The 23,063-nt window shown below is 62.9% G+C and carries 21 protein-coding genes; 8 read left to right on the top strand and 13 right to left on the bottom strand.

Going from position 1 to position 23,063, the window contains the following annotated elements:
• Nucleotides 1-304: 304 nt before the first annotated feature.
• On the top strand, nt 305-1,309 hold the full coding sequence (locus VFZ66_22780; GenBank protein HEX6292030.1) for a cyanophycinase: 1,005 nt from the start codon (nt 305-307) through the stop codon (nt 1,307-1,309).
• A gap of 95 nt (nt 1,310-1,404) precedes the next feature.
• Here VFZ66_22780 and VFZ66_22785 read toward each other — a convergent pair whose 3' ends face one another.
• Together VFZ66_22785 and VFZ66_22790 are read right to left on the bottom strand one after the other, a co-directional pair.
• On the bottom strand, nt 1,405-1,971 hold the full coding sequence (locus tag VFZ66_22785) for a hypothetical protein (protein HEX6292031.1): 567 nt from the start codon (nt 1,969-1,971) through the stop codon (nt 1,405-1,407).
• Nucleotides 1,972-2,067: 96 nt separating this feature from the next.
• Nucleotides 2,068-2,769: a hypothetical protein gene (locus VFZ66_22790; GenBank protein HEX6292032.1), complete on the bottom strand. Its 702-nt coding sequence runs from the start codon at nt 2,767-2,769 to the stop codon at nt 2,068-2,070.
• A gap of 680 nt (nt 2,770-3,449) precedes the next feature.
• On the opposite strand from VFZ66_22790, the gene VFZ66_22795 reads away from it, so the two are divergent.
• Nucleotides 3,450-5,843 (top strand): tetratricopeptide repeat protein, encoded by a 2,394-nt coding sequence (locus VFZ66_22795; GenBank protein HEX6292033.1) that lies wholly within the window; start codon nt 3,450-3,452, stop codon nt 5,841-5,843.
• A 12-nt stretch (nt 5,844-5,855) separates the two neighbouring features.
• Entirely contained in the window at nt 5,856-6,251 is a 396-nt protein-coding gene (locus VFZ66_22800) for a hypothetical protein (protein ID HEX6292034.1), read from the top strand.
• A gap of 69 nt (nt 6,252-6,320) precedes the next feature.
• On the opposite strand, the gene VFZ66_22805 is transcribed toward VFZ66_22800, so the two are convergent.
• The 3 genes from VFZ66_22805 to aceA form a co-directional block, all read right to left on the bottom strand.
• Nucleotides 6,321-7,166 carry an alpha/beta fold hydrolase gene (locus VFZ66_22805; GenBank protein ID HEX6292035.1) on the bottom strand — a complete coding sequence of 282 codons (846 nt, stop codon included), beginning with the start codon at nt 7,164-7,166 and terminating at the stop codon, nt 6,321-6,323.
• Between the two features lie 2 nt (nt 7,167-7,168).
• Nucleotides 7,169-8,479 (bottom strand): alpha/beta fold hydrolase, encoded by a 1,311-nt coding sequence (locus VFZ66_22810; GenBank protein ID HEX6292036.1) that lies wholly within the window; start codon nt 8,477-8,479, stop codon nt 7,169-7,171.
• 92 nt (nt 8,480-8,571) lie between these two features.
• On the bottom strand, nt 8,572-9,855 hold the full coding sequence (gene aceA, locus VFZ66_22815; protein HEX6292037.1) for an isocitrate lyase: 1,284 nt from the start codon (nt 9,853-9,855) through the stop codon (nt 8,572-8,574).
• Between the two features lie 867 nt (nt 9,856-10,722).
• Between aceA and VFZ66_22820 the strand changes: the two genes are divergently transcribed.
• Entirely contained in the window at nt 10,723-11,301 is a 579-nt protein-coding gene (locus VFZ66_22820) for a JAB domain-containing protein (protein ID HEX6292038.1), read from the top strand.
• An 86-nt stretch (nt 11,302-11,387) separates the two neighbouring features.
• On the opposite strand, the gene VFZ66_22825 is transcribed toward VFZ66_22820, so the two are convergent.
• The 4 genes from VFZ66_22825 to VFZ66_22840 all read right to left on the bottom strand — a co-directional run bounded on the left by VFZ66_22825 (nt 11,388) and on the right by VFZ66_22840 (nt 15,991).
• The gene (locus VFZ66_22825) at nt 11,388-12,425 is read right to left on the bottom strand and encodes a hypothetical protein (GenBank protein HEX6292039.1); all 1,038 of its coding nucleotides are present in this window, start codon (nt 12,423-12,425) and stop codon (nt 11,388-11,390) included.
• Entirely contained in the window at nt 12,425-12,967 is a 543-nt protein-coding gene (locus VFZ66_22830) for a sigma-70 family RNA polymerase sigma factor (protein HEX6292040.1), read from the bottom strand. The genes VFZ66_22825 and VFZ66_22830 overlap by 1 nt, the downstream gene beginning before the upstream one ends.
• 397 nt (nt 12,968-13,364) lie before the next feature.
• The gene (locus VFZ66_22835; GenBank protein HEX6292041.1) at nt 13,365-15,449 is read right to left on the bottom strand and encodes an MDR family MFS transporter; all 2,085 of its coding nucleotides are present in this window, start codon (nt 15,447-15,449) and stop codon (nt 13,365-13,367) included.
• A 41-nt stretch (nt 15,450-15,490) separates the two neighbouring features.
• Nucleotides 15,491-15,991, bottom strand: coding sequence for a MarR family transcriptional regulator (locus VFZ66_22840; protein HEX6292042.1), 501 nt, complete (start codon nt 15,989-15,991; stop codon nt 15,491-15,493).
• 220 nt (nt 15,992-16,211) lie between these two features.
• On the opposite strand from VFZ66_22840, the gene VFZ66_22845 reads away from it, so the two are divergent.
• From VFZ66_22845 to VFZ66_22855, 3 genes are all read left to right on the top strand, one after another.
• Nucleotides 16,212-17,057 carry a peptidoglycan DD-metalloendopeptidase family protein gene (locus tag VFZ66_22845; protein ID HEX6292043.1) on the top strand — a complete coding sequence of 282 codons (846 nt, stop codon included), beginning with the start codon at nt 16,212-16,214 and terminating at the stop codon, nt 17,055-17,057.
• A 71-nt stretch (nt 17,058-17,128) separates the two neighbouring features.
• Nucleotides 17,129-17,908 (top strand): peptidoglycan editing factor PgeF, encoded by a 780-nt coding sequence (gene pgeF / locus VFZ66_22850; GenBank protein HEX6292044.1) that lies wholly within the window; start codon nt 17,129-17,131, stop codon nt 17,906-17,908.
• Between the two features lie 7 nt (nt 17,909-17,915).
• Complete coding sequence (locus VFZ66_22855) at nt 17,916-18,656, top strand: YggS family pyridoxal phosphate-dependent enzyme (GenBank protein HEX6292045.1); 741 nt, start codon at nt 17,916-17,918, stop codon at nt 18,654-18,656.
• 59 nt (nt 18,657-18,715) lie between these two features.
• Here VFZ66_22855 and VFZ66_22860 read toward each other — a convergent pair whose 3' ends face one another.
• The 4 genes from VFZ66_22860 to VFZ66_22875 form a co-directional block, all read right to left on the bottom strand.
• Entirely contained in the window at nt 18,716-19,126 is a 411-nt protein-coding gene (locus tag VFZ66_22860; GenBank protein ID HEX6292046.1) for a putative toxin-antitoxin system toxin component, PIN family, read from the bottom strand.
• A complete protein-coding gene (locus tag VFZ66_22865; protein HEX6292047.1) occupies nt 19,119-19,346 on the bottom strand; it encodes a hypothetical protein in 228 nt (75 codons plus the stop codon). The genes VFZ66_22860 and VFZ66_22865 overlap by 8 nt, the downstream gene beginning before the upstream one ends.
• Nucleotides 19,347-19,570: 224 nt before the next feature.
• Complete coding sequence (locus tag VFZ66_22870) at nt 19,571-21,037, bottom strand: M1 family metallopeptidase (GenBank protein HEX6292048.1); 1,467 nt, start codon at nt 21,035-21,037, stop codon at nt 19,571-19,573.
• A 213-nt stretch (nt 21,038-21,250) separates the two neighbouring features.
• Nucleotides 21,251-21,592, bottom strand: coding sequence for a hypothetical protein (locus VFZ66_22875; protein HEX6292049.1), 342 nt, complete (start codon nt 21,590-21,592; stop codon nt 21,251-21,253).
• Nucleotides 21,593-21,939: 347 nt separating this feature from the next.
• Between VFZ66_22875 and VFZ66_22880 the strand changes: the two genes are divergently transcribed.
• On the top strand, nt 21,940-22,848 hold the full coding sequence (locus VFZ66_22880) for a YihY/virulence factor BrkB family protein (protein ID HEX6292050.1): 909 nt from the start codon (nt 21,940-21,942) through the stop codon (nt 22,846-22,848).
• Nucleotides 22,849-23,063: the final 215 nt, after the last annotated feature.

Here is a 23,063-nt window from a genome sequence, read left to right on the forward strand (position 1 = left end):
TCCTGTCCGCCCGCAAAAGTTACGAACACGAGCCCAGGCTAGCGTTATAGCAAGAATCGTAGGCATAGCGCGCACCTTGACGCACACTGCGGCCTGTGCTATGCTCGTGCCCCTGGTAAAAAAACATTTACCACGGTCTGGCGAGTGGCTAGCTCCGCCCAACGCTGAGTATACGTAGTCGCAGCGCATGATGAATCGGCTGATTCGATGTTCCTCATGTTCGGCTCTGCGTGCTGTGCGTCTTTGCTCACCCCCCGCAGCGTGCATGTCTGATGATTGGTTGTACGTTCGAGGAGGAAACCAGATGAACGTTCGCAGGCTCGTGATGGCGTGGATGATGGTCTTGGGTGGGCTGCTGCCGATCTTCGGCGCGGCGACGGCTTCAGCCGCAACTGGCTACGAGTACTATGTCACCGGCAACTCCGGCGATGTCGCAAGATCAACTACCGCTGGTCTGATGCTCATGGGCGGCAGCACCGATGTCGACGCGGCGTTCCAGTGGATGATCAACAAGTCCGGCGGCGGCGATTTCGTGGTCATCCGCGCTTCGGGCACCGACGCCTACAATCCCTACATCTACGGCCTGGGCACCCTCGACTCGGTCGAGACGATCATCATCAAGACGCGCACGGCGGCCAGCAACAGCTTCGTCGTCAACAAAATCCGCAGCGCCGAGGCGCTCTTCATCGCGGGCGGCGACCAGGCCGACTATGTGGATTTCTGGAAGGGCACGCCGGTCGAGGACGCGATCCACTATGTCGCATCCAGGAACGCGCCGATCGGCGGGACGAGCGCCGGGCTGGCGATCATGGGCGAGTTCCTGTTTGCCGCGCAGAACGGCACGGTCTACTCCAGCGAGGCGCTCAGCGATCCGTACAACCGCTACATGTCGCTCGACCGCGACTTCCTGACGCTGCCGAACATGGACAACGTGATCACCGATAGCCACTTCGCGGCGCGCGACCGGATGGGGCGGCTGGTTGGGTTTTTAGCGCGGATCGTGCAGGATGGCTGGTCGCCGGAGGCCAGAGGCATCGGCATTGATGAGCGCACGGCGCTGGTGGTGGAGCCCAGCGGCGCGGCGACGCGCCTCGGCAGCGGCGCGGTCTATTTCCTGCGCACGCCCGGACGCCCTGAGGTCTGTGTCAGCCGCACGGCGCTGACCTATCGCAACGTGGCGGTGTATCGCGTATCGGGCGCGGCGACGTTCAACCTGGCGACATGGAGCGGCAGCGGCGGCACGGCCTACACGCTCTCCGCCGAGGCTGGCGTGCTCACGTCGACACAGCAGGGCGGCGCGATCTACTAAGCTTCTCGGTGTGTTTCGCGGCAGGTCCGATATATCAGAATCGGGCCTGCCGCGTCGTGGCGTGATGGGCGTAGCTCGCGAGCGAAGGCCAGACGCTAGCCGCCAAACATCCTGTACCACGGCTTTCCGCCCAGGTCGATGATCAACTGGGGAGACACGGTGGTCGACTGCTGGTTTCCGACGCCCTTCGTGTCCACCAGATAATGCTTCAGCACAAGCGCGTTGACAAAGATACAGCCCATATCCTGAGGCTGCACGTTTTTCATCATCGAGTTGTAGAAGACATATGCCGGGATCGTGTCGATGCCCTGCTGCTTTGACAAGGTCTGCGATGCATCGACGAGCAGGTTGAGCTGATCGATGAGGATGGTATACGAAAGGCCGCCGACAGACGGGACAACATCCAGTCGTTTTGCCTGGACCATATAGCCCGACTGGTTCAAGATCCACATCCAGTCGGCACCAAACTCGCTTTCGAGCTTCGCGCCCTGGAAGCTGGTGATGCTGAGCGGAATCTGATTATCCTTCGCCAGACGGTTGATTGTGGCGAGATTGACGGAGGTGATCGCATCTTCGCGAATCATTTCGCCGAGTTGGGCGCTGTCCGCCATGATACTCCAGGTCCACTCCGCCTGAAGCTTAAGGATCTGTTGAATGTCCATCAGTGTACCTCTTGAGCTATGTTAATCAATGCCGGAGATGCCGGCGACGATACACGAAACGCCCCGCCCTACGGGCGGGGCGTCCGCATAGGCTGCTTAGGTGAACACAGGGCTGAGCAGCCTCACGTCTGGAGCGTCCACCACGAGCGCGCGCTCCTGGGGAACATACTTCACGAACATGCCGCGCGAGGAATCGTAGCGGAGCGTGATCGTTGTTACCGAGCCGCCAAAGATGACCTCGGTATGCTTGCTGGCGACCTCGGTGATCACCGTGCCGCTCGTCAGCGTCGACTGAAGCCAGACGTACACGGTGGTCAGCGGCGTGAACGTCACCTGCTGGCTGGCCGGGACATACTGCGCGTTGAGCGGGCGGGAGTCGGAGAGCCTGCCGTTGATCGTCGCGCTCTGCATCAGCCCGAAGGTCAGCGCGGGGTATTGTGAGCTCGGCATCTCGTTGAAGATACGATACTGGCCGATCCCAGGTGCGTCGCCATCCTGATTCGGGCCGTAGAAGGTGGCGTCCGATCGGAACGAGTAGTACGCTTTGTCGGTCGCGCTCTTGACGCCGCTCATCTTTGCGATGCGCGCGCCGTTGACAATCTTGGTGTTCGAGGCATACAGGCCGTACTCCTCCGACCAGGTAACGCTATTTTCCTGGAAGGGATCGAAGCTTTGCCAGGCGACGTTGGGCGAGGCGTTGTCGCCGGTGGGCTTTGCCAGAACAATGTTTTGCTGGGCGCCTTTGATAATGCGGAGATCGTCTTCGTCGATCAGCAGTTCAAGCGTATAGGTTGGCATAGGTGTCTCCTTGGTGCTTGTCGGGGTGGTCGAACCCCGCACGGATACAAGATTGATAGTCGACATAGTCAAACAATGATTGGCGAGCTGGTGAGCATAATCTTGGCGGTGCCGGATGGTCTGGTGTCGTCGATCTCGCGCGGCGGAACTATTCTGGATGCGCTCGGCGGAGCGATCAGCCGGTCGGGCGCCTACCAAGCGTGGATGATCATCGGCTCAAGCTGTGACATAGTTCTCCGGGCCTCGTTAATCAACGTTAAGTGGATGCATACGACACCAGATAGTGGTTGAACCCTCCTTTCAACTCGTGCGAACGATCGCCTGGATCGTTCCTCAGGAAGCTGGATGTTTGTACGATTTGGCGTTGCTTTGGCAGCAAGTTGGCGTGGCTGTATTACACCATCTTCAACCAGGGTTGCTGTATCGCTCTGGGATATAGAAAGGGATACAGCGAGCGATATGCGGCAATTGCAAACAGCAGAACATGCGCTATACTAGCTTCGGTCGTTAAAGGCCGCGCACACCCAGGAGATGATCCCCCCACTCTTGATGCTGCATTCGTCCTACTGGCGGGAGAACCCCCATCGGCGCTCGTCTGTCGTCCCGCCGTATATTTCTGCCCACAAACAGCCCTGTTCGTACGACATGCCGGTTGATAAACGGTATGGAGGCGTTTTGCGATGGAGGAGATTTTTTCGTTTGGAGTCTGGCTGCGCCGTCGGCGTAAGGCGCTGGATCTGACACAGGCGGCGCTGGCGCAGCGGGTCGGCTGTGCGGCAATTACGATCCGCAAAATCGAGGCCGACGACCTGCGTCCTTCGCGGGAGGTTGCCGAGCGGCTGGCGGTTTGTTTGGAGCTGCCCGCCGAAGCACATACGGCCTTCCTCCGTGCGGCACGCGCCGAAGTCGCCGTCGATCGATTGTCCTCGCCGATCCCGCCGTCGTCTGTCGAGGCACCAGCCGCGCCGTCCGGCGTGCGGCGTACCAACCTGCCGCTTCAGCTCACCAGCTTTGTCGGTCGGGCGGACGAACGCGCCGAGCTGAAGCCGCTAATCGCTGCTAATCGGCTCGTGACGCTGGTCGGAGTGGGCGGCAGCGGTAAGACGCGGCTGGCGCTTCAGTTGGCAGACGAGCTGCTGGACAGCTTTGCCGATGGCGTGTGGCTGGTCGAGCTGGCACCACTGCGCGAGGCTTGCTTTATCGACCAAACCATCGCCGCCACGCTTGGCCTGCGCGAAGACTCCGAGCAGCCGATGCGTGCGACGCTCTGCGCCGCCCTGCGCAGCACCCAGATGTTGTTGATTCTGGATAATTGCGAGCATCTGCTGGATGCCAGCGCCGCGCTGATCGACGAGCTGCTGCATCATTGCGCGCGGCTCAAGCTGCTCGTCACCAGCCGGGAGCCGCTTAATCTGCTGGGCGAGCAGCTCTACTCGATCCAACCCCTGGCGATTCCTACCGCCGAAGATCGCCGCTCGCTTGACGACCTGATGCAGGTGGAGTCAGTTCGGCTCTTCTGCGAGCGGGCACGCGCTGCCGCGCCGACATTCACGCTCTCGGCGGCGCATGCGCAGCCAGTCGCCGAGATATGCAGCCGCTTAGACGGTCTGCCGCTGGCGATCGAGCTGGCGGCGGCGCATATTCGGCACTTCCCGCCGTCGCTGCTGCTGGAGCGGCTGCAAGAACCGCTCACGCTGCTGGTTGGGGGCGCGCGCAACCTCCCGGCCCGTCAGCAGACGCTCCGCACAACGATCGATTGGAGCTACCAGCTTTTAGATGCGGAGGAGCAGCGACTCTTTGCCAGGCTGGGCGTCTTCGTGGGCGGCTGGACGATCGCGGCAGCCAGTGCGGTCTGCAATGAAAGTGGCGATCGGAGGCTATCGGTAGAAGCTGCGCTGGTTGCGCTGCTCGACAAACATTTGGTGCGGCGGATCAAGGATGAGGCGGGCGAGGTTCGCTTTGCCATGCTGGGCACGCTGCAATCCTACGCCCTTGAGCGGCTGGCGGCGTGCGGCGAGATCGAGCAGGTGCGCCGCTCATTCGCCGCGTACTATGCCGGGCTGGTGGCGCAATCGGAGGCAGCGCTGGCCGGATCGGAGGCTACGGCGCGGATCGATCATCTGGACCAGGAGCATGAGAATCTGCGGGCGGCGCTGGCCTGGGCGTTTACAGATGCCGAGCCGTCCCGCCTTGAGATCGCGCTGGACATGTGCAGCGTGCTATGGCGCTTCTGGTGGCTTCGTGGCTACGTCGGTGAGGGACGGCACTGGCTCGATCGGGCGCTGGCGCAGCGCTACGGCTCGTCTGCGGTGCGCGCCAAGATTGTGTACGGCAGCGCGATTCTTGCCCGCATGCAGGGCGATCTTGTGAGCGCCACAGCGCATCTTACGCAGAGTCTCCATCTCTGGAAGGATCTGGACGATCGCGCCGGGATAGCGCTGGCGCTCAATAGCCTGGGCGTGGTGGCGTTCAACCAGAGCGATTACGATCGGGCACGTCCATTCTTTGAGGAGGCGCTCACCCTCTACCGTGAGCTAGACGATACCAATCGCGTGGCGACCGCGCTCAATAACCTGGGCAATATCGCGTACAAGCAAGGCGATCTGCACCGCGCGACGCAGCTCTATCGGGACGGCCTGCTCCTGCTTCAGGACGACAGCACGAACAAGCGCACGGTCGCGCTGATCAAGACCAATCTCGGCGAGATCGCGCGGCTGCGTGCGGAATATCTCGAAGCCGCCAGGCTGCTGCATGCGGGCGCGACGATCTATCTCGAACTCAACGACATCGAGAACATTCTCTTTTGCCTGAACAATCTGGTCGAGCTTGCGATCGATCTGGGACAGGGCGATCTGGCCGCGCAGGCGCTGGGCGCTGCCGACGCGCTCTACAAGCGCAGCGGAGCCGCTCGCTCGCCCGATCAAGCCCGCGATTACGAGCGGCAGGTCGCGGCGGTTCGTCGTCAGGTGCCCCATGATGTGTTTGAGATCGCCCGGCTGCAAGGATGCTCCGCAACACTCGACCAGATCTTTACCCAGTCGATGCAGACGATCATGCTCGAATCGGTGTACTAAAGGAGAAAGCTCATGGCCGATGAAATCTATTGCCAGATCACCAACCAATTCGGTGAAGCGATCGTGATCGTCGCTCAGTCGAGCACGATCTCGACGACCGAGACACTCGCATCCACTAAGCACACGACCTATAAGCTCGATCCGGCATACCTCGATCTCCAAATCAATTACACCGAGCTGAGCGATCCGTCGGCGAATATCATTCTCTATGGCACGAAGGTACCTGATTCTTCACCGATCAGCATCAAGAAGGGCGTATGCCTGTGTATCATCGATGGCACATCGGTTCATCTCGTGCCGTCTGAATCGCTGCTCCTGACGGTAGGCCAGGGCAATGCGTTTTCGACAGCGCAGGAGGGAATTCACGGCGTCAAATGTGGTGAGGGCGAGGGCGAGCCCGAGCCGTAGCGGTCGATCAGGTGGGCCAGGCGCAGCCGCCGGGGCGTCGTCGAATGATGCCCCGTGCTGATCTACGGCTCAATCGCTGCGGGCCTGGCCGTAGGCGGGCTGCGCTGACGCTTCGAGGAAGTCGAGGATCATCCGGTTGACCTGCGCGGCGCGCTCGATAAAGACCAGATGGCCCGCGCCGTCGAGCAGATGGACGGTCGCATCAGGCAGCGCCGCGCCGAGCAGCCGCGCATTCGCCACCGGCACAACGCGATCGTCGGTGCCGTGAAGCACCAGCGTGGGTGCGGCGATGGTGCGTGCCTGGTGCAAGCCGTCGAAGCGCACGCCCGCCATCACCTGGCGAAAGTAATCGGCGCGCGAGAGCGGATCGCTCTGTCGCCACTCGGCGATCTGAACCAGCTCGTCCAGATGCTCGTCGCAGTACGGCTGCGAGGTCGCGATCCGCAGCCCGCGCAGGATCGCCTGGGTTCGGTCGATGCTGCCCCAGCCGAGCGTGGCGCTGAGCGCCGACCACGACATCGGCACGCTGCGCGGCCCGCCGTAGCTCGTGCAGCACAGCACCAGCCGCCCGACCCGTGCGGGATGACGTGCCGCCAGCTCTTGCGCGACAAAGCCGCCCAGCGAGGTGCCCAAGACATGCGCCCGCCGTACGTCCAGCGCGTCCAGCAGCCCGATCGTATCCTCGACCATGCGTGTCACGCTGTAGGGATGGCGCGGCTTTTCGGAGCGGCCCGTGCCGCGATTGTCGAAGACGATCACCTGATGGTGCTCGGCCAGGGCTGGCAGTTGTTTGAACCAGCACCACGTCGAGAAGCCGAGTCCGGCGATCAGCAGCAGCGGAGGGGTATCTGCGCGGCGGGGATGACCATGCACGTCGTAATACAATCGTAGTCCCTGGACGGTGGTGAATGGCATAGCTACCTGTCGGGCTGATCGAAAGCCTCGCTCGTATCCCCGGCCTGATTCTTGTTGCGCCGTCCGCCGCGCGGCCTCGACGGTTGCTTCGGCGCGCGCTCATGTGCGGCCTGGGCTTGATTCGCCGCTGCCGAACGTGCGGCCTCAGGCGCGGCGCTCGGTTCGGCTGCGGGCATGGCATCCTGCTCAAGCTCCGGCATCGCTGCATCGGTCGCCTCCGCCACCGCAGAGCGCGCGATCAGCCATGCGCTGATCTGCGGCCAGAGCTGCCCGGTCACGTCGCTGCTGACGACCAGATCGATATGGCCGCCGGGGATTTCGAGCACCTGCCGATCGGCGCTGGCGACATGCTCGTTGAGCGCGGCCACGGAGCGCGGCGGGCAGATCCGGTCGCCGCTGGCGGCGATCGTCAGCAGCGGCTGGTCGATCCGGCGCAGATCGACGCGCTGCCCGCCGATCACGAGCTTGCCCTGCACCAGATGATTGGCCTGGTAGCACTCCTTGATGAAGGTGCGGTAGGCTTCGCCGGGCAGCAGCGCCATGTCGCTCATCCAGACCTGCATCGCCAGCAAGTCCTGAATCGCGTGCGTGTCGCCGAAGCGCTCGGCCAGCGCGATCTGCTGCATGATCTGCGCGGTCGGCTGGAGCATCCGCAGGCTGGCGCGCATCAGCTCAAGCGGCATGGTGCTCAGCGTATTGACGATCAGATCGACGTTGAAGCGCTCCGGGCGGGTCCACTGCGAGATCAGGCCCTCGTCGTGGAAGTTGATCGGGGCGGCAAGCTGCACCAGGCTTTGCACGTAGCGTCCGTAGAGCGCGCTGAAGATCGCCGTCAGCGTGCCGCCCAGTGAGTAGCCCAGCAGGTTGATCCGCGACTGGCCGGAGCGGCGATGGACGTGCTGCACCACGCGGCGCAGGTAGCCGACGACGTACTGATCGAGCGTGACGCTGCGCTGCTCCGGCCCGGCCTTGCCCCAGTCGATCATGTACACATCTAGCCCCTGGCCGACCAGATGCTCCACGAGGCTGCGGCCCGGCGCGAGATCGAGGATCAAGGCGCGCTTGATCACCGAGGGCACGATCAGCAGCGGCACCGGGTGCGGCTCCGCGACGGTCGGACGGTAGTGCAGCAGCCGCACGTTGTGTTCGGTATAGACCGTCTCGGCTGGCGTCCGGCCAATCGTGCCCGGCCTGGCCGCCAGCATGGTCTTGAAGAGCGCGCCGAAGCGCTCCTGCATCTCTTCCAGGTCGTGCTGCATGCGCTGAAACATAGCGCTGGTTGTGGGCAGAAATCCCCAGCCAGGTGGAAACATGTCACTTCTCCCCTCATCTGTCGTGAAGCCCCGCTACCACCCGATCCAGGCCCTCACCCGCATGGCGCCCGTTCCTGGCCGCTAGCGCCCTGCTAGCGCTCGTGGAACTGCTCGGCCTCGGTCGAGCCGGACAGCGCGGTTGTGGAGGACATGCCGCCCGAAATGACTTGCGCGACCTCGTCGAAGTAGCCGGTGCCGACCTCGCGCTGGTGCCTGGTTGCGGTGTAGCCCTCGGCCTCGCTGGCAAACTCGGCCTGCTGTAGCTCGGAGTAGGCCGCCATGCCGCGCTCGCTGTAGCCGCGTGCCAGGCTGAACATGCTGTGGTTGAGCGCGTGGAAGCCCGCGAGCGTCACGAACTGGAATTTGTAACCCAGTGTACCAAGCTCGCGCTGAAACCGCGCGATCGTCTCGTCGTCCAGCTTCTTCTTCCAGTTGAAGGAGGGCGAGCAGTTGTAGGCCAGCAGCTTGCCGGGGAAGCGTTCGTGGATCGCCTCGGCGAAGCGCCGGGCCTCGTCCAGATTCGGCTCTGATGTCTCGCACCAGATCAGGTCGGCGTAGGGCGCGTAGGCCAGCCCACGGGCAATCGCCGCGTCGAGGCCGCCGCGCACGTGGAAGAAGCCCTCGGAGGTGCGCTCGCCGGTCAGGAAATGTGCGTCGCGCGGATCGACATCGCTGGTGATCAGCTGCGCGCCGTTGGCGTCGGTGCGGGCGATGATCAGCGTGGGCACGCCCAGCACGTCGGCTGCCAGCCGCGCCGCCGTCAGGTTGCGGATCGCGGTGCTCGTCGGGATCAGCACTTTGCCGCCCATGTGGCCGCACTTCTTCTCCGAGGCAAGCTGATCCTCGAAGTGAACGCCCGCCGCGCCCGCCTCGATCATCGCCTTGGTCAGCTCGAAGACGTTGAGCGAGCCGCCGAAGCCGGCCTCGCCATCGGCGACGATCGGCGCGAACCAGTAGGTATCGCCCTGGCCCTCGGAGTTCTGGATCTGATCGGCGCGCTGAAATGCCTGGTTGATGCGCCGCACGACGTGCGGCACGCTGTTGGCGGGGTAGAGGCTTTGATCGGGGTACATCTGCCCGGCCAGGTTCGCGTCGGCGGCGACCTGCCAGCCGCTGAGGTAGATCGCTTTGAGACCGGCTTTGACCTGCTGGATCGCCTGGTTGCCGGTGAGCGCGCCGAGGGCGGCGACGTACTCCTCGCTGTGCAGGAGATCCCACAGCCGCTCCGCGCCCAGCTTCGCCAGCGTGTACTCGATCGGGATCGAGGTGCTGAGCCGGATCACATCCTCGGCGCTGTAGGGTCGCTCGATGCCCTGCCACCGTGGATTTGACGCCCAATCTGCCGCCAGCGCCGCGCTACGTTGCTCTCGAAGCATGATCATCCTCCTTGCTAGGCTCTTCGGTTAGAGTCGGCAAGCATCGCACGACAGCGGCGGCGTCTGCCTCGGCGCAGCGCAAGCAGGATCTACCGGCGGTCGCGTGTGCTGCGGCACCGCCGATGTCGTGTGCCTGGTGATAGGGTAGCATGATCCAGTTACAATCGGGTTCATGGCGAGATCACGCAGGTTTTGTGGGGGCGAATCGTCATCGCGGATACATTCGCCCCACGATATTATGTTGCGAAATCCCGAAGAGGCGTGATATATCACGCCCAGGGCGTCATGAATGACGCCCCTACGATCGCATCCACGCGATTGTGTTGCGGAAACATTCATTGGGCCAATCGCATCCACGGTCTTTCGTACATGTCCATCAGCCCACCTCTGCATGCGATCATCCAAGATCCTCGCCCGCCACCGCTGCACGGCGCTTCTATACCGCTACATAGCGCTTCTACACCACTGCACAGCACGTCTGCACTACTGCACAGCACGTCTGCACCGCTCCGCAGCGCCAAATCACCGCCGCTCTGCGCCCCAATCCCCCCAAGCATCCGCTTATTTTTCGCCTCGGCGGAGGGCGGAAAACGGCAGAATCGCGCATCACAAAGGCGCAAATCGCGTTCTACAGCCTGCTAGACAAACCCGCAGCGCGTGGTATATAATCGCAACAAGTTAAAAAGCAGTTCGCCCCCGGTGCAAAACCACCAGGGACGAACCTCAGACCAGGAAAGGAAACGCTTTCATGGTCGTAACGACGATTGTACCATGCACGGCTTGCCCCGCCGCGCCCGCCCACATCCCCGCACCTACGCCCGTAGGACACCCGGCCTTCCCGCTTTGTTCTCGCTCCGAGGTGCGCTAATGGCTCGTCGCAAACGCTCGGATGAGCAGCGCCTGCGCGAGGCCGTCGCGCCTTACCTCGATCTGCGCCACCTGCGCCGCCTTGCGGCCACCGAGGGCGCGAATCTGCGCGAGGCGCTGCGTGTGAAGCAGCCACCGCCGGAGGTGCAGGCGATCCTCGATGTGCTCGCCCATGTGCTGCGCCCGCACTCCGGCGCTCGGATCACCACGCCCGACGACGTGGCCGCGCTGCTGCTGGTCGAGATGAGCTGCCTCGATCAGCAGCAGCTTCGGGTGATCTGCCTCGACACAACAGGCCAGGTGCTGACGATCCAGACCGTCTATCAAGGCAGCCTGAGCGACATGCCCGTGCGCGTCGGCGAGCTGTTCCGCGAGGCGATTCGCCGCAACAGCGCGTCGATCATCCTGGCGCACAACCACCCCTCCGGCGACCCGACGCCCTCGGAGGCGGACACGAGCATCACGCGGCAGATCGTCGTCGTGGGCAGGCTGCATAACATCGCGGTCCACGATCATCTGGTGATCGGGCGCGGGCGCTGGATGAGTCTGCGTCGGGAGCAGCCGCAGCTCTTCACGTGATGCGCGCAAGGTAGCACGGGCACAAAAACCCCTCTCCGGCTTCGGTAGGAGAGGGGCGCGGTGAGCGTTTTGTTCTTGCGTCTGGCTTACGGCTGGCGCATGTCCTGAACCGTCGCGCTCGCGGGCGGCGTGAAGCTAAACTGCCGCGCGTCGATCGCGGTGTTGTACTGCATCGCGCTGATCTCGCGCGTCGCGATCGGCTGGTCGCTGCCCTGACCGTACAGCTCGGCCTTGAGCACAAAGAACGTCTGCTGATCGATCCACAGCACCTGCCGTCCGTTCAGCTCCGGCGCTGAGCTGCTGCTGCCGCACGTCGACGGGCCAAGATCGATCACGTAGCTGCGCCGCCCGGCGATAGCCGCGTCTGTTTGCAGCGTTGGCCTGCGGCAGGTGCTCGCCTCTTGCAGCACGGCCTCCAGACCGGTGACACCAAAGGCGAGCATGCCGTGCTGCCCGCTCTGCTCGGCGTCGACGCGATCGATCGTGACGATCTGCTGCTGGGTATCGTAGTCCCAGCGCGTGGTGCCGTCGCTCACCTGGATCGCCGTGTGCGTCTCCTCGCCGGTGCCGGGCATCAGCGTGCTGTACGTGCTCTCGATCCGCCAGCGGTTGGGTGCCTCGTACCAGCGCCTTGTGACGTTGCGAAAGCCGCCGTTGCCCTGCGCGGGATTGCCCGCCGACTCCAGCGTCTCGGTGAGGACGAAGCTGCGGATCGACCTGTCTCTGCTGGCGGTCTGTGCCCGCTGAAGAATCTCCGCCGCGCTTACCGGCTGTGGCCGGAGCGTCAGAAATTGCATGGTGACAAGCGCAAACACGGTGATGATCGCGGCCACGCTGCCCAGCAGCCGTCGGCGGTTGAACATGTTGCCGAGCTGGAATCGCGGGCGGCGCGATCGAGCGGCAGCGCCGGGCGCGAGCGCTATCGCCTCCGCATATAAGCGCTGACGAAGCTGCTCGGCAAAGAGCGGCTGCGGCGCCTCGCGCGCTGTATGGTGATCCAGGTGCCGGGCCATCTGGACGATCTCCGGCGCGAGATTGTGGGGCGGTATAGCGTTAGCGTCGCGAGACAGCGCCGCAGTGTATTCGTCGAGTAACGCGGCCTGGTGCTGATCGTCAAAATCCATTAGTGGCCTCCTTCAAATGCCTTATGTTCCTGATGTATAACTGTGCGTAAGCGCTCAACTGCTCGATAGCGCAGCATCTTGATCGAGGCCAGGCTTTTGCCCAGCCCATCGGCGATCTGCGCTGTTGTCCAGCCCGCGAGCTGTAGCTCAAGCACCGCCCGCTGCTCATCGGTCAGCAGCGCCAGCATGTTCATGAGCGTCTCGCGCTCGATGTACGCCTCGGCGAGATCGCCGGGAGCCGCCAGCAGATCGTGCTCGGCAGCGGCGGCGGTGCGCGCCTGGATACGGTAGCTGCGGCGGTGGGTATCGGCGACGACGTTCTGTGCGATCCGAAAGAGCCAGGCCGCGAAAACGCCGTCGCGGTAGCCCGGCAGATTGGTCAGGGCCTTGAGAAAGATCTCGCTCGTCGCGTCTTCGGCCAGCTCACGATTATTGAGCCTCACGTAGCAGTAGCGGTAGATCGGCCCAAGATACCGCTCGTAGAGCGCGGCAAAGTTGCGCGGGTCGGTGCGCGCAGCGCTAACCAGGGCGATGTCATCCATCGAAATATCTCCTCGCGACATGTATGGCGAGTGCTGGTGTTTGTGGATCAGGGGGATGCTCATGCTGCTCTAGCGACGATCAATCGTGTCGTGCTATGAGCAAAGACGCTCCAGGCTCAGAAAAGTAACGGCCCGCGATCAGCAGCGTCGATCAGGCTCTTTGATTCTGCGCAGGACTTACGCAGTGGCCGCATTGCCTTCGGCAGAGCGGTACGGAACTGGTCAAGGTTGTGCGTTGTGTGCCCGAATGGCACACAACACACAGCAGGGAAGTTTCCTTGCTGCCGCAGGCTAAAAGCCGCTCCAAGAACAGGTTTCTGCGTACCTCCTGTCTGCGTTAACAACAACACCGAGATGCGCGCAGCATCTCGGTGTCTGGCCGGTCTGTGGGGGATCGCTACTCGAACGCAGGCATCGGCGCGTCGGCGCGATTGGTTTTACGCAGCGGGATCTCAGGGATCGCGAAGGTCAGCAGGAAGGCGGCGATCACCGGGAAGAGCGCGTAGAAGTAAATCTGCGTGATGCTCGTGGCGAATGATTGCCGCAGCGCCTCGCTGATCTGCGCGCCGATCGACTGGCCCTGCCTGAGCGCGTTGACCTCGGCCTCGTCGATGGCTTTGAGCGCGCCCGCCAACATCTGCGCGCGAGTCTCGGCTACCAGCGTAGGCTTCTGCTCCTCAAGGCGGCTGCGAAAACCTTTGAGGATCTGGTCGACGGCTGCCGGATTGTTGAGCAGGATCGGCGGAACCTGCTCCAGAAAGGTTTTGAGCGAGGCTGGAGCCTCCGGATCGTGCTTCAGCCGGTCGATCGTCTGCTGGTTGCCGCTCTTGAGCGCCGCCTCGATCCGCTGGTAGCGCGCGTCGATCTGCTGCTGAACCGCGCCCTCGACGCCGCCCGCTTGCAGGAACGCCTTGATCTGCTCCGGCGTTTGCGGATTGTTGAGCAGCGCGGCCTGGGCCTGCGGATCGTCGTCGCGGATCGCGGCGGTCACAACCGTGCGCTGCTGGGCAAACTGATCTTTGATGCTCTGCTCGATACGCGCGCCAACGTTGATCTGCTCGCCCTGCGCGCCCTCGCCGCCGGTAACGCCGTTGCGCAGTTCGTTGGGATCGAACTGGCTGCGCAGCTGGGGCGGCAACTGCGACTGAATCGGCGCGAAGTTGGCCGCAAGCTGCGCGGTCAGCGTGGTCGAGAGGATCACGCCGAAGATCGCCGCGCCCAGCGTCTGGCCGATCTGCTGGAAGAACTGGCGGCTGGCTGTGGCCGCGCCGACCTTCTCGAAGGGCACGGCGTTTTGCAGCGCCAGGTTGAGCAGCGGCAGCGCAGGCCCGATGCCGATACCCACAACGATCATCCGCAGCGTCACGCCCCAGGGCGAGACGTTCGCGTCCATCTGCGAGAGCAGCACAAAGCCGATGATCATGATCACAAAGCCTACCAGGATGATCGGCTTGTAGCGACCGACGCGCTGCACCAGAAACGACGAGACGATGCTGCCGAAGACGACGCCAAACGTCAGCGGGATCAGCGTGGTCCCGGCGGCGGTCGCCGAGACGCCGACGACGTTGACCATGAAGATCGACAGGAACAGAATCGCCGCGAAGAAGGCCGCGCCGTTCAAGACCGAGATCACATTGATCACCGCGAAGCTGCGGTTGCGGAACAGTTCCAGCGGCAGCACCGGCGAAACCGCTCGCGATTCGACGAACAGGAAGAGGACGGTCCCGATGGCCGCGACCGCGAAGAGGCCAAGGATCAGCGGCGACGACCACGGATACAGCGTCTTGTCCAGCGTCAGGCCCAGCAGCAGCGGCACCACGGCCACGGTCAGCATGATCGTGCCCAGCCAGTCGATCGGCGCGCGGATGCCGCTGGCAAGCTTCGGCATCTTGATGATGATGAACGCCAGCGCGATTGCGCCAATCGGCAGATTGACGTAAAACACCCAGCGCCAGTTGAAGTTATCGGTGAGCAGGCCGCCCAGGTATGGGCCGATCACGCTCGACAGGCCAAAGACCGCGCCGAACAATCCCTGGTAACGCGCGCGCTCGGCAGGTGCGAAGAGATCCGCCGGAATCGCAAACGCGGTGGAGGTCAGCGCCGCCGCGCCGATGCCCTGGATCACGCGGTAGATGATCAGCTGAAGCATATCGCCTGCGATGCCGCAGAGCGACGATCCGGCCAGAAAGACGACGATGCCGAAGAGCAAAATCGCCCGTCGCCCGTAGAGGTCGGAGAGCTTGCCGTAGATCGGGACCATCGTGGTGCTCGCCAGCAGGTAGCCGGTCGAAACCCACGAGAGCAGGTCGATGCCCTGGAACTCGGCGACGATCGCGGGCAGCGCCGTAGCGACGATCGTCTGATCCAGCGCGGCCAGGAAGAGGCCGAGCAGCACGCCTGCCAGGATGATCGCTTTGGTACGTCCGGGTAAGACTGAGGCGTAGTCAATCCGCTCATCCGATGGTGCGGAAGTCGTTGTCATAAGTCCTCTAAATGCTTGATACGAAATGGATCACGCCAGCGTCAGGCGCCTGCGCGCTCTTCGCCAGGTGTGTGCTGTGGGTCGCTGTGATGAAGAAATATCAGCACGTCGGCCAGCATGTCGATCGTCGTGCTCACCTGCGCGGGCGGCATATCGGCCAATCGCTGCGCCACCTCTGCCACGCGCGCCTGCTCGACCTCGCCAAGCAGCGCGAGGCCCTCCTGCGTGAGGATGACCTGCTTGTGACGGCGATCGGTGCTGGCCTCGCTGCGGCTAACGAAGCCGCTCACCACCAGCCGATCGACCAGATGGCTGGTCGCGGCCAGCGACAGGTTGAGATGCTCGCGGATGTCCGAGATCGTCGCGGTGCCGGAGCGGCGGAGAAACCAGAGCGTGACAAGCTGCGGCATCGATAGCTCTGCCCGCCGCATGATGCGCATCGTGTCGGAGGCGCTGTGCCGCATCACGGTGGCGAGAAAATCTTTCAGCAGGTGCGCTAGCTGCTGAGCCGAATCGGTCGTGTCGATAGTTCCAGTGCTCATATAGTTTGATATATCAAATACTTCTAAGCTTCTAACTATTAGAAGTGTAAGTATATTTCTCCCTGCTGTCAAATCACGAGGAGCTGCTATGTCGTTGACTATTCAACATAGTTAGTTGACTTTTTCACAAACCCCTGGTATGCTGTCGCCGTTCTGATGCTGCCATGACGCAGCACTGATATGTATTCGCTTCCCAAGATGGAAAAGGAGTACAACCGGTATGCTTGCACAACGCCTGGTCGCGTTGGCGCTGGCTCTGGCCCTGGTGTTCGGTACCCTGTCTGTACCCACGAACGCTGAGGCAGCCTCGCCCCCCACACTTTCATTACCGATCCCTCTGGGCGAAACCTGGAAAGTGATCCAGGGCTATAACTGTGGCACCCACACCGGCTACGACGACAACGCTTTTGATCTGGTGAATACCAGCGGGCGCACTCGTGGCGCGCCGGTTCGCGCCGCCGCTGGCGGTACGTACTGGTGGTGGGGTGCCGCTGGCGGCACAGTGATCCTGTCGCATGGGAACGGCTACTACACGATGTATAGCCATCTTGAGAGCCGCGTGCCCTTTGGCAAGGGTCAGTTCGTGCCTGCCGGAACCGTGATCGGCACCGTCGGCAGCGCCGGAACGAGCTATAGCAATCCGCATCTCCATTTCGAGATGTTCTACGGCGAGGGCGTTGCTGCCCGCCATCGCCGTGGCGTGCCGCTGGCGTTCGTTGAAGGCTACAATTTCCCCGACCATGAGCAGTGCAATCAGTACATGGGGCAGCGGCTGACGGCGCGCGCTGGCGATACGGAAGCTCCATCGGCACCAGCGCTGCTCGACGCGGGCCAGGGGCAGAATCAAATCGTGCGCTGGCAGGCATCCACGGACTCCGGCTCCGGCGTGCGGGGCTATCAGCTCTACGTCGGCACCGACGCGCAGGGCACCGGCGATTGGTTCGTGACAGAGCCGCAGGCTGCGCTGCCCACGCTGCCGCGCGGGCGCTACTTCGTGCGCGCGCGTGCGCTGGACAACGCCGGTAACGCCTCGCCGTGGGTCACGCTGACTGAGGTCCAGGCGTAACCGACGGCGCGGTCTATGGTATCCTAACAGGGACGCTGCGGCGTCCCTGTTCTATTTTGTTAAAGGTTGCTATGTTGCTGCGTTTTTCCTCATTCGAGCATACCGATCTGGTTCATGCCGTGACGACTCGCCACGGGGGCGTGTCGGCAGGTCCCCACAGCACGCTTAATCTGTCGTTCTCGCGGCCCGACGACCCGGCTGCCGTGCGCGAAAACCGGCGGCGGCTCTACGCGGCGCTGGAGATTCCTGCCGCGCGGGTGGTGCAGGCGGGTCAGATCCACGGCGACGATGTGCTGGTTGTGACGGATGCGCACGCCGGGCGCGGCGCGCTGGATCGCGATTCGGTGCTGCCGCCCGCCGACGCGCTGATCACCAATACGCCGCAGCTCTACCTGCTGGCGTGCTTCGCCGATTGCGTGCCGCTGCTCTTCTTCGATCCCGTGCGGCGCGCGGTGGGCGTGGCGCATGCGGGCTGGCAGGGCACCGTGAAGCAGATCGGCGCGGCGACGGTGCGCGCGATGGCGGCGGCGTTCGGCTCGCGGCCCGCCGATCTTCAGGTGGCGATCGGGCCGTCGGTGGGGCCGTGCTGCTACAACGTGTGGCCGCACGTGGCCGAGCATGTTCGCGCTGCCTTGTCGTCACAGCCGGAGGTGTTGATCGAGCGCGACGGGCAGACCTTCTTCGATCTGTGGCAATCGAATGCCGCGACACTGGTTGCAAGCGGGGTGCAGCCTGAGCGGATCGAGGTCAGCGGCGTGTGTACAGTGCATCACGCCGATCGATTCTTCTCGCATCGCGCGACGAACGGGGCGACCGGACGCTTTGCCGCGATCATTGGGATGCGTGAGTAGGAGCAGTATGGAACTGTCGCAGCAGATCGCGCAGAATATCGCGGCGGTACGCGAGCGCATAGCCGCCGCCGCGCGCCGCGCCGGTCGATCGCCGCAGGAGATCACGCTGATCGCCGTGACCAAGACGCATGCGCCGCAGATAATCGAGGCGGCGCTGGCCGCAGGTGTCGGCGATTGCGGCGAGAACCGCGTGCAGGAGGCCGAGGCCAAGATCGAGGCGCTGGGCCATGAGCGGACGCGCTGGCATCTGATCGGGCATCTTCAGCGCAACAAAGCCCGGCGGGCGGTCGCGCTCTTCGATATGATCCACTCGCTCGACAGCGTCAAGCTGGCCGAGGCGCTCAACCGCCACGTGGAGGAAGACTCATCGTTCGGGTCGCTCCGCCTGCCGGTGCTGCTCCAGGTCAACGTGTCGGGCGAGCCGACCAAGGAAGGCTTCGATCTGGTCGGCGGCGTGGAGAACCGCGCGGCGCTGGCGGATCTGGTGCGGGCGGTCGGGCAGATCGCCGACCTGCCGCAGCTTGAGGTGCAGGGGTTGATGACGATCGCGCCCTACGACCCCGATCCTGAGGTCGCTCGTCCGGTCTTTCGCGCGCTGCGCCGCCTGCGCGACGAGCTGGCGCGGCAGGTGCCGCAGGCGAGCTGGCGGCATCTGTCGATGGGCATGACTGGCGACTTCGAGGTTGCGATCGAGGAGGGAGCGACGCTGGTGCGCGTCGGGCGGGCGATCTTCGGCGAGCGGGAGTGAGCTTGGCTTGGTGACGAGATATATGAACTGATAAGAGGGCAATGCTGAGGATAAACCTTTTACCAATCGCGCTCAAGAAAGGCGCGCGGAGTGATAATGGGAATGGCACGGAATGGATGGAGCGCTAATAAATCATCATCGCCACTAATGATACACGTTGCCATACCATTCGCGGCTACATCCAAGAATTTGTTGTCCTTTGGATCGCGGCATAGCGTAATGTGTTCAGTGATACTTACTGCTTTAGCTTCAGCGAGTAACGTTGTTAAGAAGAGCAAGCGCGTTTGCTCTGTGAGATATTTGTCGAACTTTGGACGGAAAAGTACCTCGCGCAGTTCGTGTATGGTGGCCTCTGAAATCAACACGTGCCCAAGCGCCTGAGCCTGATTGAGCGCCTGACGCGGTAGTGACTGGCGACGCAGGGCCGCGCTGACGAGGACGTTTGTATCGAATACAAAGCGCTTAGTCATCGTCACGAAGCAGCGACTCCAATATCTCGTCGGTTAGCCCATGTGCTTCAGCCTCATCGCTCACCTGATCCATGACCTCCTGTAACGAGCGGTGTGGTGCTGTGATCAGCTCCGGCAGCCATGTGTTAAGGAGTATTTGCACCTTTTTTTGAGTCTCCTTCGAGGCGGATGCATACGCGCTGGCAACATCAGGGCTAACCTCAATTTCTATAGTTGCCATATCAACCTCCTTAACCATAATCTACTATAAGAACAGATTATAGCACGCCGATCTGGACACGAGATTGGGAAGTACCTTCGTTCCGCTCGTTCTCATTAGGAGATACCCTTCCTTCGATGATCACGCCGAAGCTACTTCGATGATAGTACGCTGCTCTGCCACAGCAAAGGCACGCAGAAGCACTTTGCAACTGCGTGCCTTTCTCTTGCTCCTGAAGACCGAGCCTACCGACCCACCCAGCGCTTGAAGAGCGCGTCGAGGTCGCGACCGCTGCTCTGCTCGAAGGCCTCTTTGACATCGTCGCTGTGGGCGATACCGTACTTGTGCCCGCTGACGTAGCGCCGCATCCCGGCGAAGAAGGCTGCATCGCCGATCTCGCCGCGCAGGACCGCCAGGAATTGCGCGCCGCGACCATACACCGAGGCATAGTAGCCGTTCCACGAGCCGTAGTCGCCGATACCCAGACCGGCGGGCAGCTTCGCGCGGCGGCTCAGGCGTGTCACCTGCTGATCGTACATGCGCGCGGCGGCGGCTTTTCCGGCCCACTGCTCCTCGACCAAAATCCCGCTATACTGCGCGAAGGCTTCGTCCAGCCACGGCTCGTGGTAAATATCGTTGCCGATCATGCCGTAGAACCACTGGTGCCCGACCTCATGCGCCGTGACGAAGCGCGTCTCCTGGGTGTAGCGTCCGTTGAGCAGGATCACCACCAGGCCCGGATACTCAGCGCCGATGTCGAAGCCGCGCCGGGCGTTGATCAGGTGGAATTCGAGCGCGCGGTACGGATACGGCCCGAAGAGGTTGTTGAAGGTTGCCAGCGAGGCCGCGACATGTTTCGCCATCACATCGGCGGCGGCGTCCAGCCCATCGTCGGCGCGGTGATGCACGACGACCTCAATGCCGTCGTGGCTGGCGCGAGCGCTGGCGAAGCGCCCGACGCTGAAGGCAAACTCGCGGACGGGGCCGCTGACCGCCTCGAACGTCGTGGTGCCGTTGTCGTTGGCCTGGCTGCCGATCGTGCTGCCGGTGCTGATCGCGGTCCAGCCGCTCGGCACGGTGATGCGCGCGTGATACAGCCCGCTGGCGGCATAGACACGATCGGGAAAGCGCGTTACATCGGTGCGCCAGCCGCCCTCCCAGATCGCCAGCATCGGGTAGTACGAGGGCAGCGGGAAGGTGCCTTCGCTCCTTTGCCACGGCTCGATGTTTGCCGAATAGTCCAGGCTCAGCGCGATCATCTCGTTGGCGGGCACCGGCACCGGAAGCGAGAGTCGCAGCGCGGTGCGCTGGGCCTGGTACGTGCCGGTCGTCGCGATGTTTTGCACGACGATGTTGCTGACATCCATCTTGATCGTGCCGCCGTCGCCAAAGATGTCGCGCGGGAACTGCGGGTAGAGCCGCAGCACAACATCTTTCAGGACGCCGCCGGTGGTGTTGCGGAAGGTCAGATGCATGTGGCCCGTCAGGCGGCGGGCGCGCGGATCGACTGTCAGATCGAGATCGTAGTGCGGCAGATCGGGGCGCTTGACATCGGCGGCAAAGGCTGGCCGCATCGCCGCAGCATACTCGACGCTCTGCGGCAGCGGCTCCATGACGATCGGCCTGGTCTGCGGCGATGCGGCCACACCGAGCGGCAGCAGCAGAAAGATCCAGAGCGCCAGGCATCGAAGGGTAGGCTTGCACAGATTCATGGTGCGATTACTCCTCGCGGGGGCTACATGGCCCACTCCAAGATCCGGCAGCGCCGGATGTGGCGCGTATTCTACACGACGTTGCAACTCGTCCGCGAATCCCACCGGCGCCGTCTCGATAGTCGAGGGATGCCCGCCAGCGCAGAATCACACACCGTTTTTGGGAAAGCGCTCATGCGATTCTGCATCAGCAGAGGTTCAAAAACCTCGCCTTCATACCGGCTTGCTCAGCACGACCCGGCGTTTGATCTGCGGATCGTACACCTCGCCGCCCCAGCGCTGCACGACGCGCGTGGCGATCAGCCGAAGCTGCGCCGCGCCGACGGCAGTATCTCCTCGGCGCACGGTAGCATCGACGATCGCTCCGGAGGCATGGGGATCGCCGGCATGGTAGACAACCCGCAGATTGTCCATGCCGAACACATGCATCGGATAATCCCAGCGGTCGTCGGCGGGGAGCGTGTGGCGATAGCAGAGGCCGAGGTGGCTCAGCTCCGTGGCGATCTCATCCAGCGACGGCGCGCTGTCGAGATAGGCAAACAGGCTCTCGCTCATAGCGATTCCTCGATCTTTACTGGTCATGGCGAAGGATCGTGCCTCCGCGATGGCTGGACCTGATGCAAAACCTGCGGCTAGCGTGCGGGGTGGGAATGCAGGAGCACCCGTACAGACGACAACCGAGCCGCCCCAGACGGCGCGGCTTGACAGATGCATCATGCAGAGTATGTTATCGGCTCTATCGTAGCAGATGTTAACCTGCTTTGACAAGACTGAATGTGACAGCGTTCATGCGATTCTGCATGGGGAATTTGGGGGGCCGCCCGAAACCCCTGGCCTGTCGCCATGCCTGGCGCTGCTGGCCGGTGTTATGATAGATCGCGGCCTAGTCTGAAAGGATCCGTATGCGAGTTCCGGGATTCCACGGTCTGAGAGTGAGTACGCTGGCAATGCGCTCGGTCAGAGACTTCCTTGCCGATAACATGCTGACTTACGCTGCCGCGCTGGCGTATCACGTGCTCTTTGCCATCTTTCCGTTCATCATCTTTCTTGTCGCGCTGCTGGGCTTCCTGAATCTCTCCGACTTCTTCGACTGGCTGCTGGAACAGGCGCAGTATGTCGTGCCGGAGCAGGCGATGGACTCGGTGAGCAGGGTGATCGCCGAGCTGCGCCGCGAGGACTCCGGCCAGATCCTCTCCTTCGGCATCATCCTGGCGCTCTGGAGCGCATCCGTTGGCGTGCGCTCGACGATGCATGCCTTGAATATGGCCTACGATGTCGATGAGTCGCGGCCCGCCTGGAAGCTGTACCCGCTCTCGATCATCTATACGATCGGCCTTGCGGCCATGCTGATCCTTGCGATCGGGCTGATGATGGTCGGGCCGCGCCTGATGACCTGGCTAGCGGCACTGATTGGCTTCGACTATGTTGTCGTCATGTTCTGGACCTGGCTGCGGTGGCCGGTTGCAGTCTATCTGCTGATGCTCGCGACGGCGATCGTGTACTACGTCGCGCCGAATGTCGAGCAGCCATTTCGCCTGATCACGCCCGGCTCGGTGCTGTCGGTGATCATCTGGATCGTGGCCTCGCTGGGCTTTGGCTACTACGTGCGGAACTTTGTGGACTACAGCGTCACCTACGGCAGCTTCGGCGCGGTGATCGTGCTGCTGTTGTACTTCTATATCTCCGCCGCCGTGCTGCTCTTTGGAGCCGAGGTCAACGCGGTGATTGCGCGGCACGCGGGCGAGGTACGCCAGCCGACGCAGGCGGACGAGAGACAAGCCGCGCGCGGTCGTCCCCCTCATGGCGCCTAGAACGCCGTCACGATCGCGGGATGTTAAGTTTTGTTAATACGCTCCTTCATGCTATAATCGACACGACAACAAGACCCATCAGGGCGGAGCCGATCGCGGCAGGCCATGCTGACCGTCGCCGAGCGTCGGCAGATAGTGGTCGATTGGAACGCGACGCTGCGCGCGTATCATCAGCAGGTCTGCCTGCACGCGCTGGTGGCGGCACAGGCCGCGCG

The organism is Herpetosiphonaceae bacterium (assembly GCA_036374795.1).
Lineage (GTDB): Bacteria > Chloroflexota > Chloroflexia > Chloroflexales > Kallotenuaceae > LB3-1.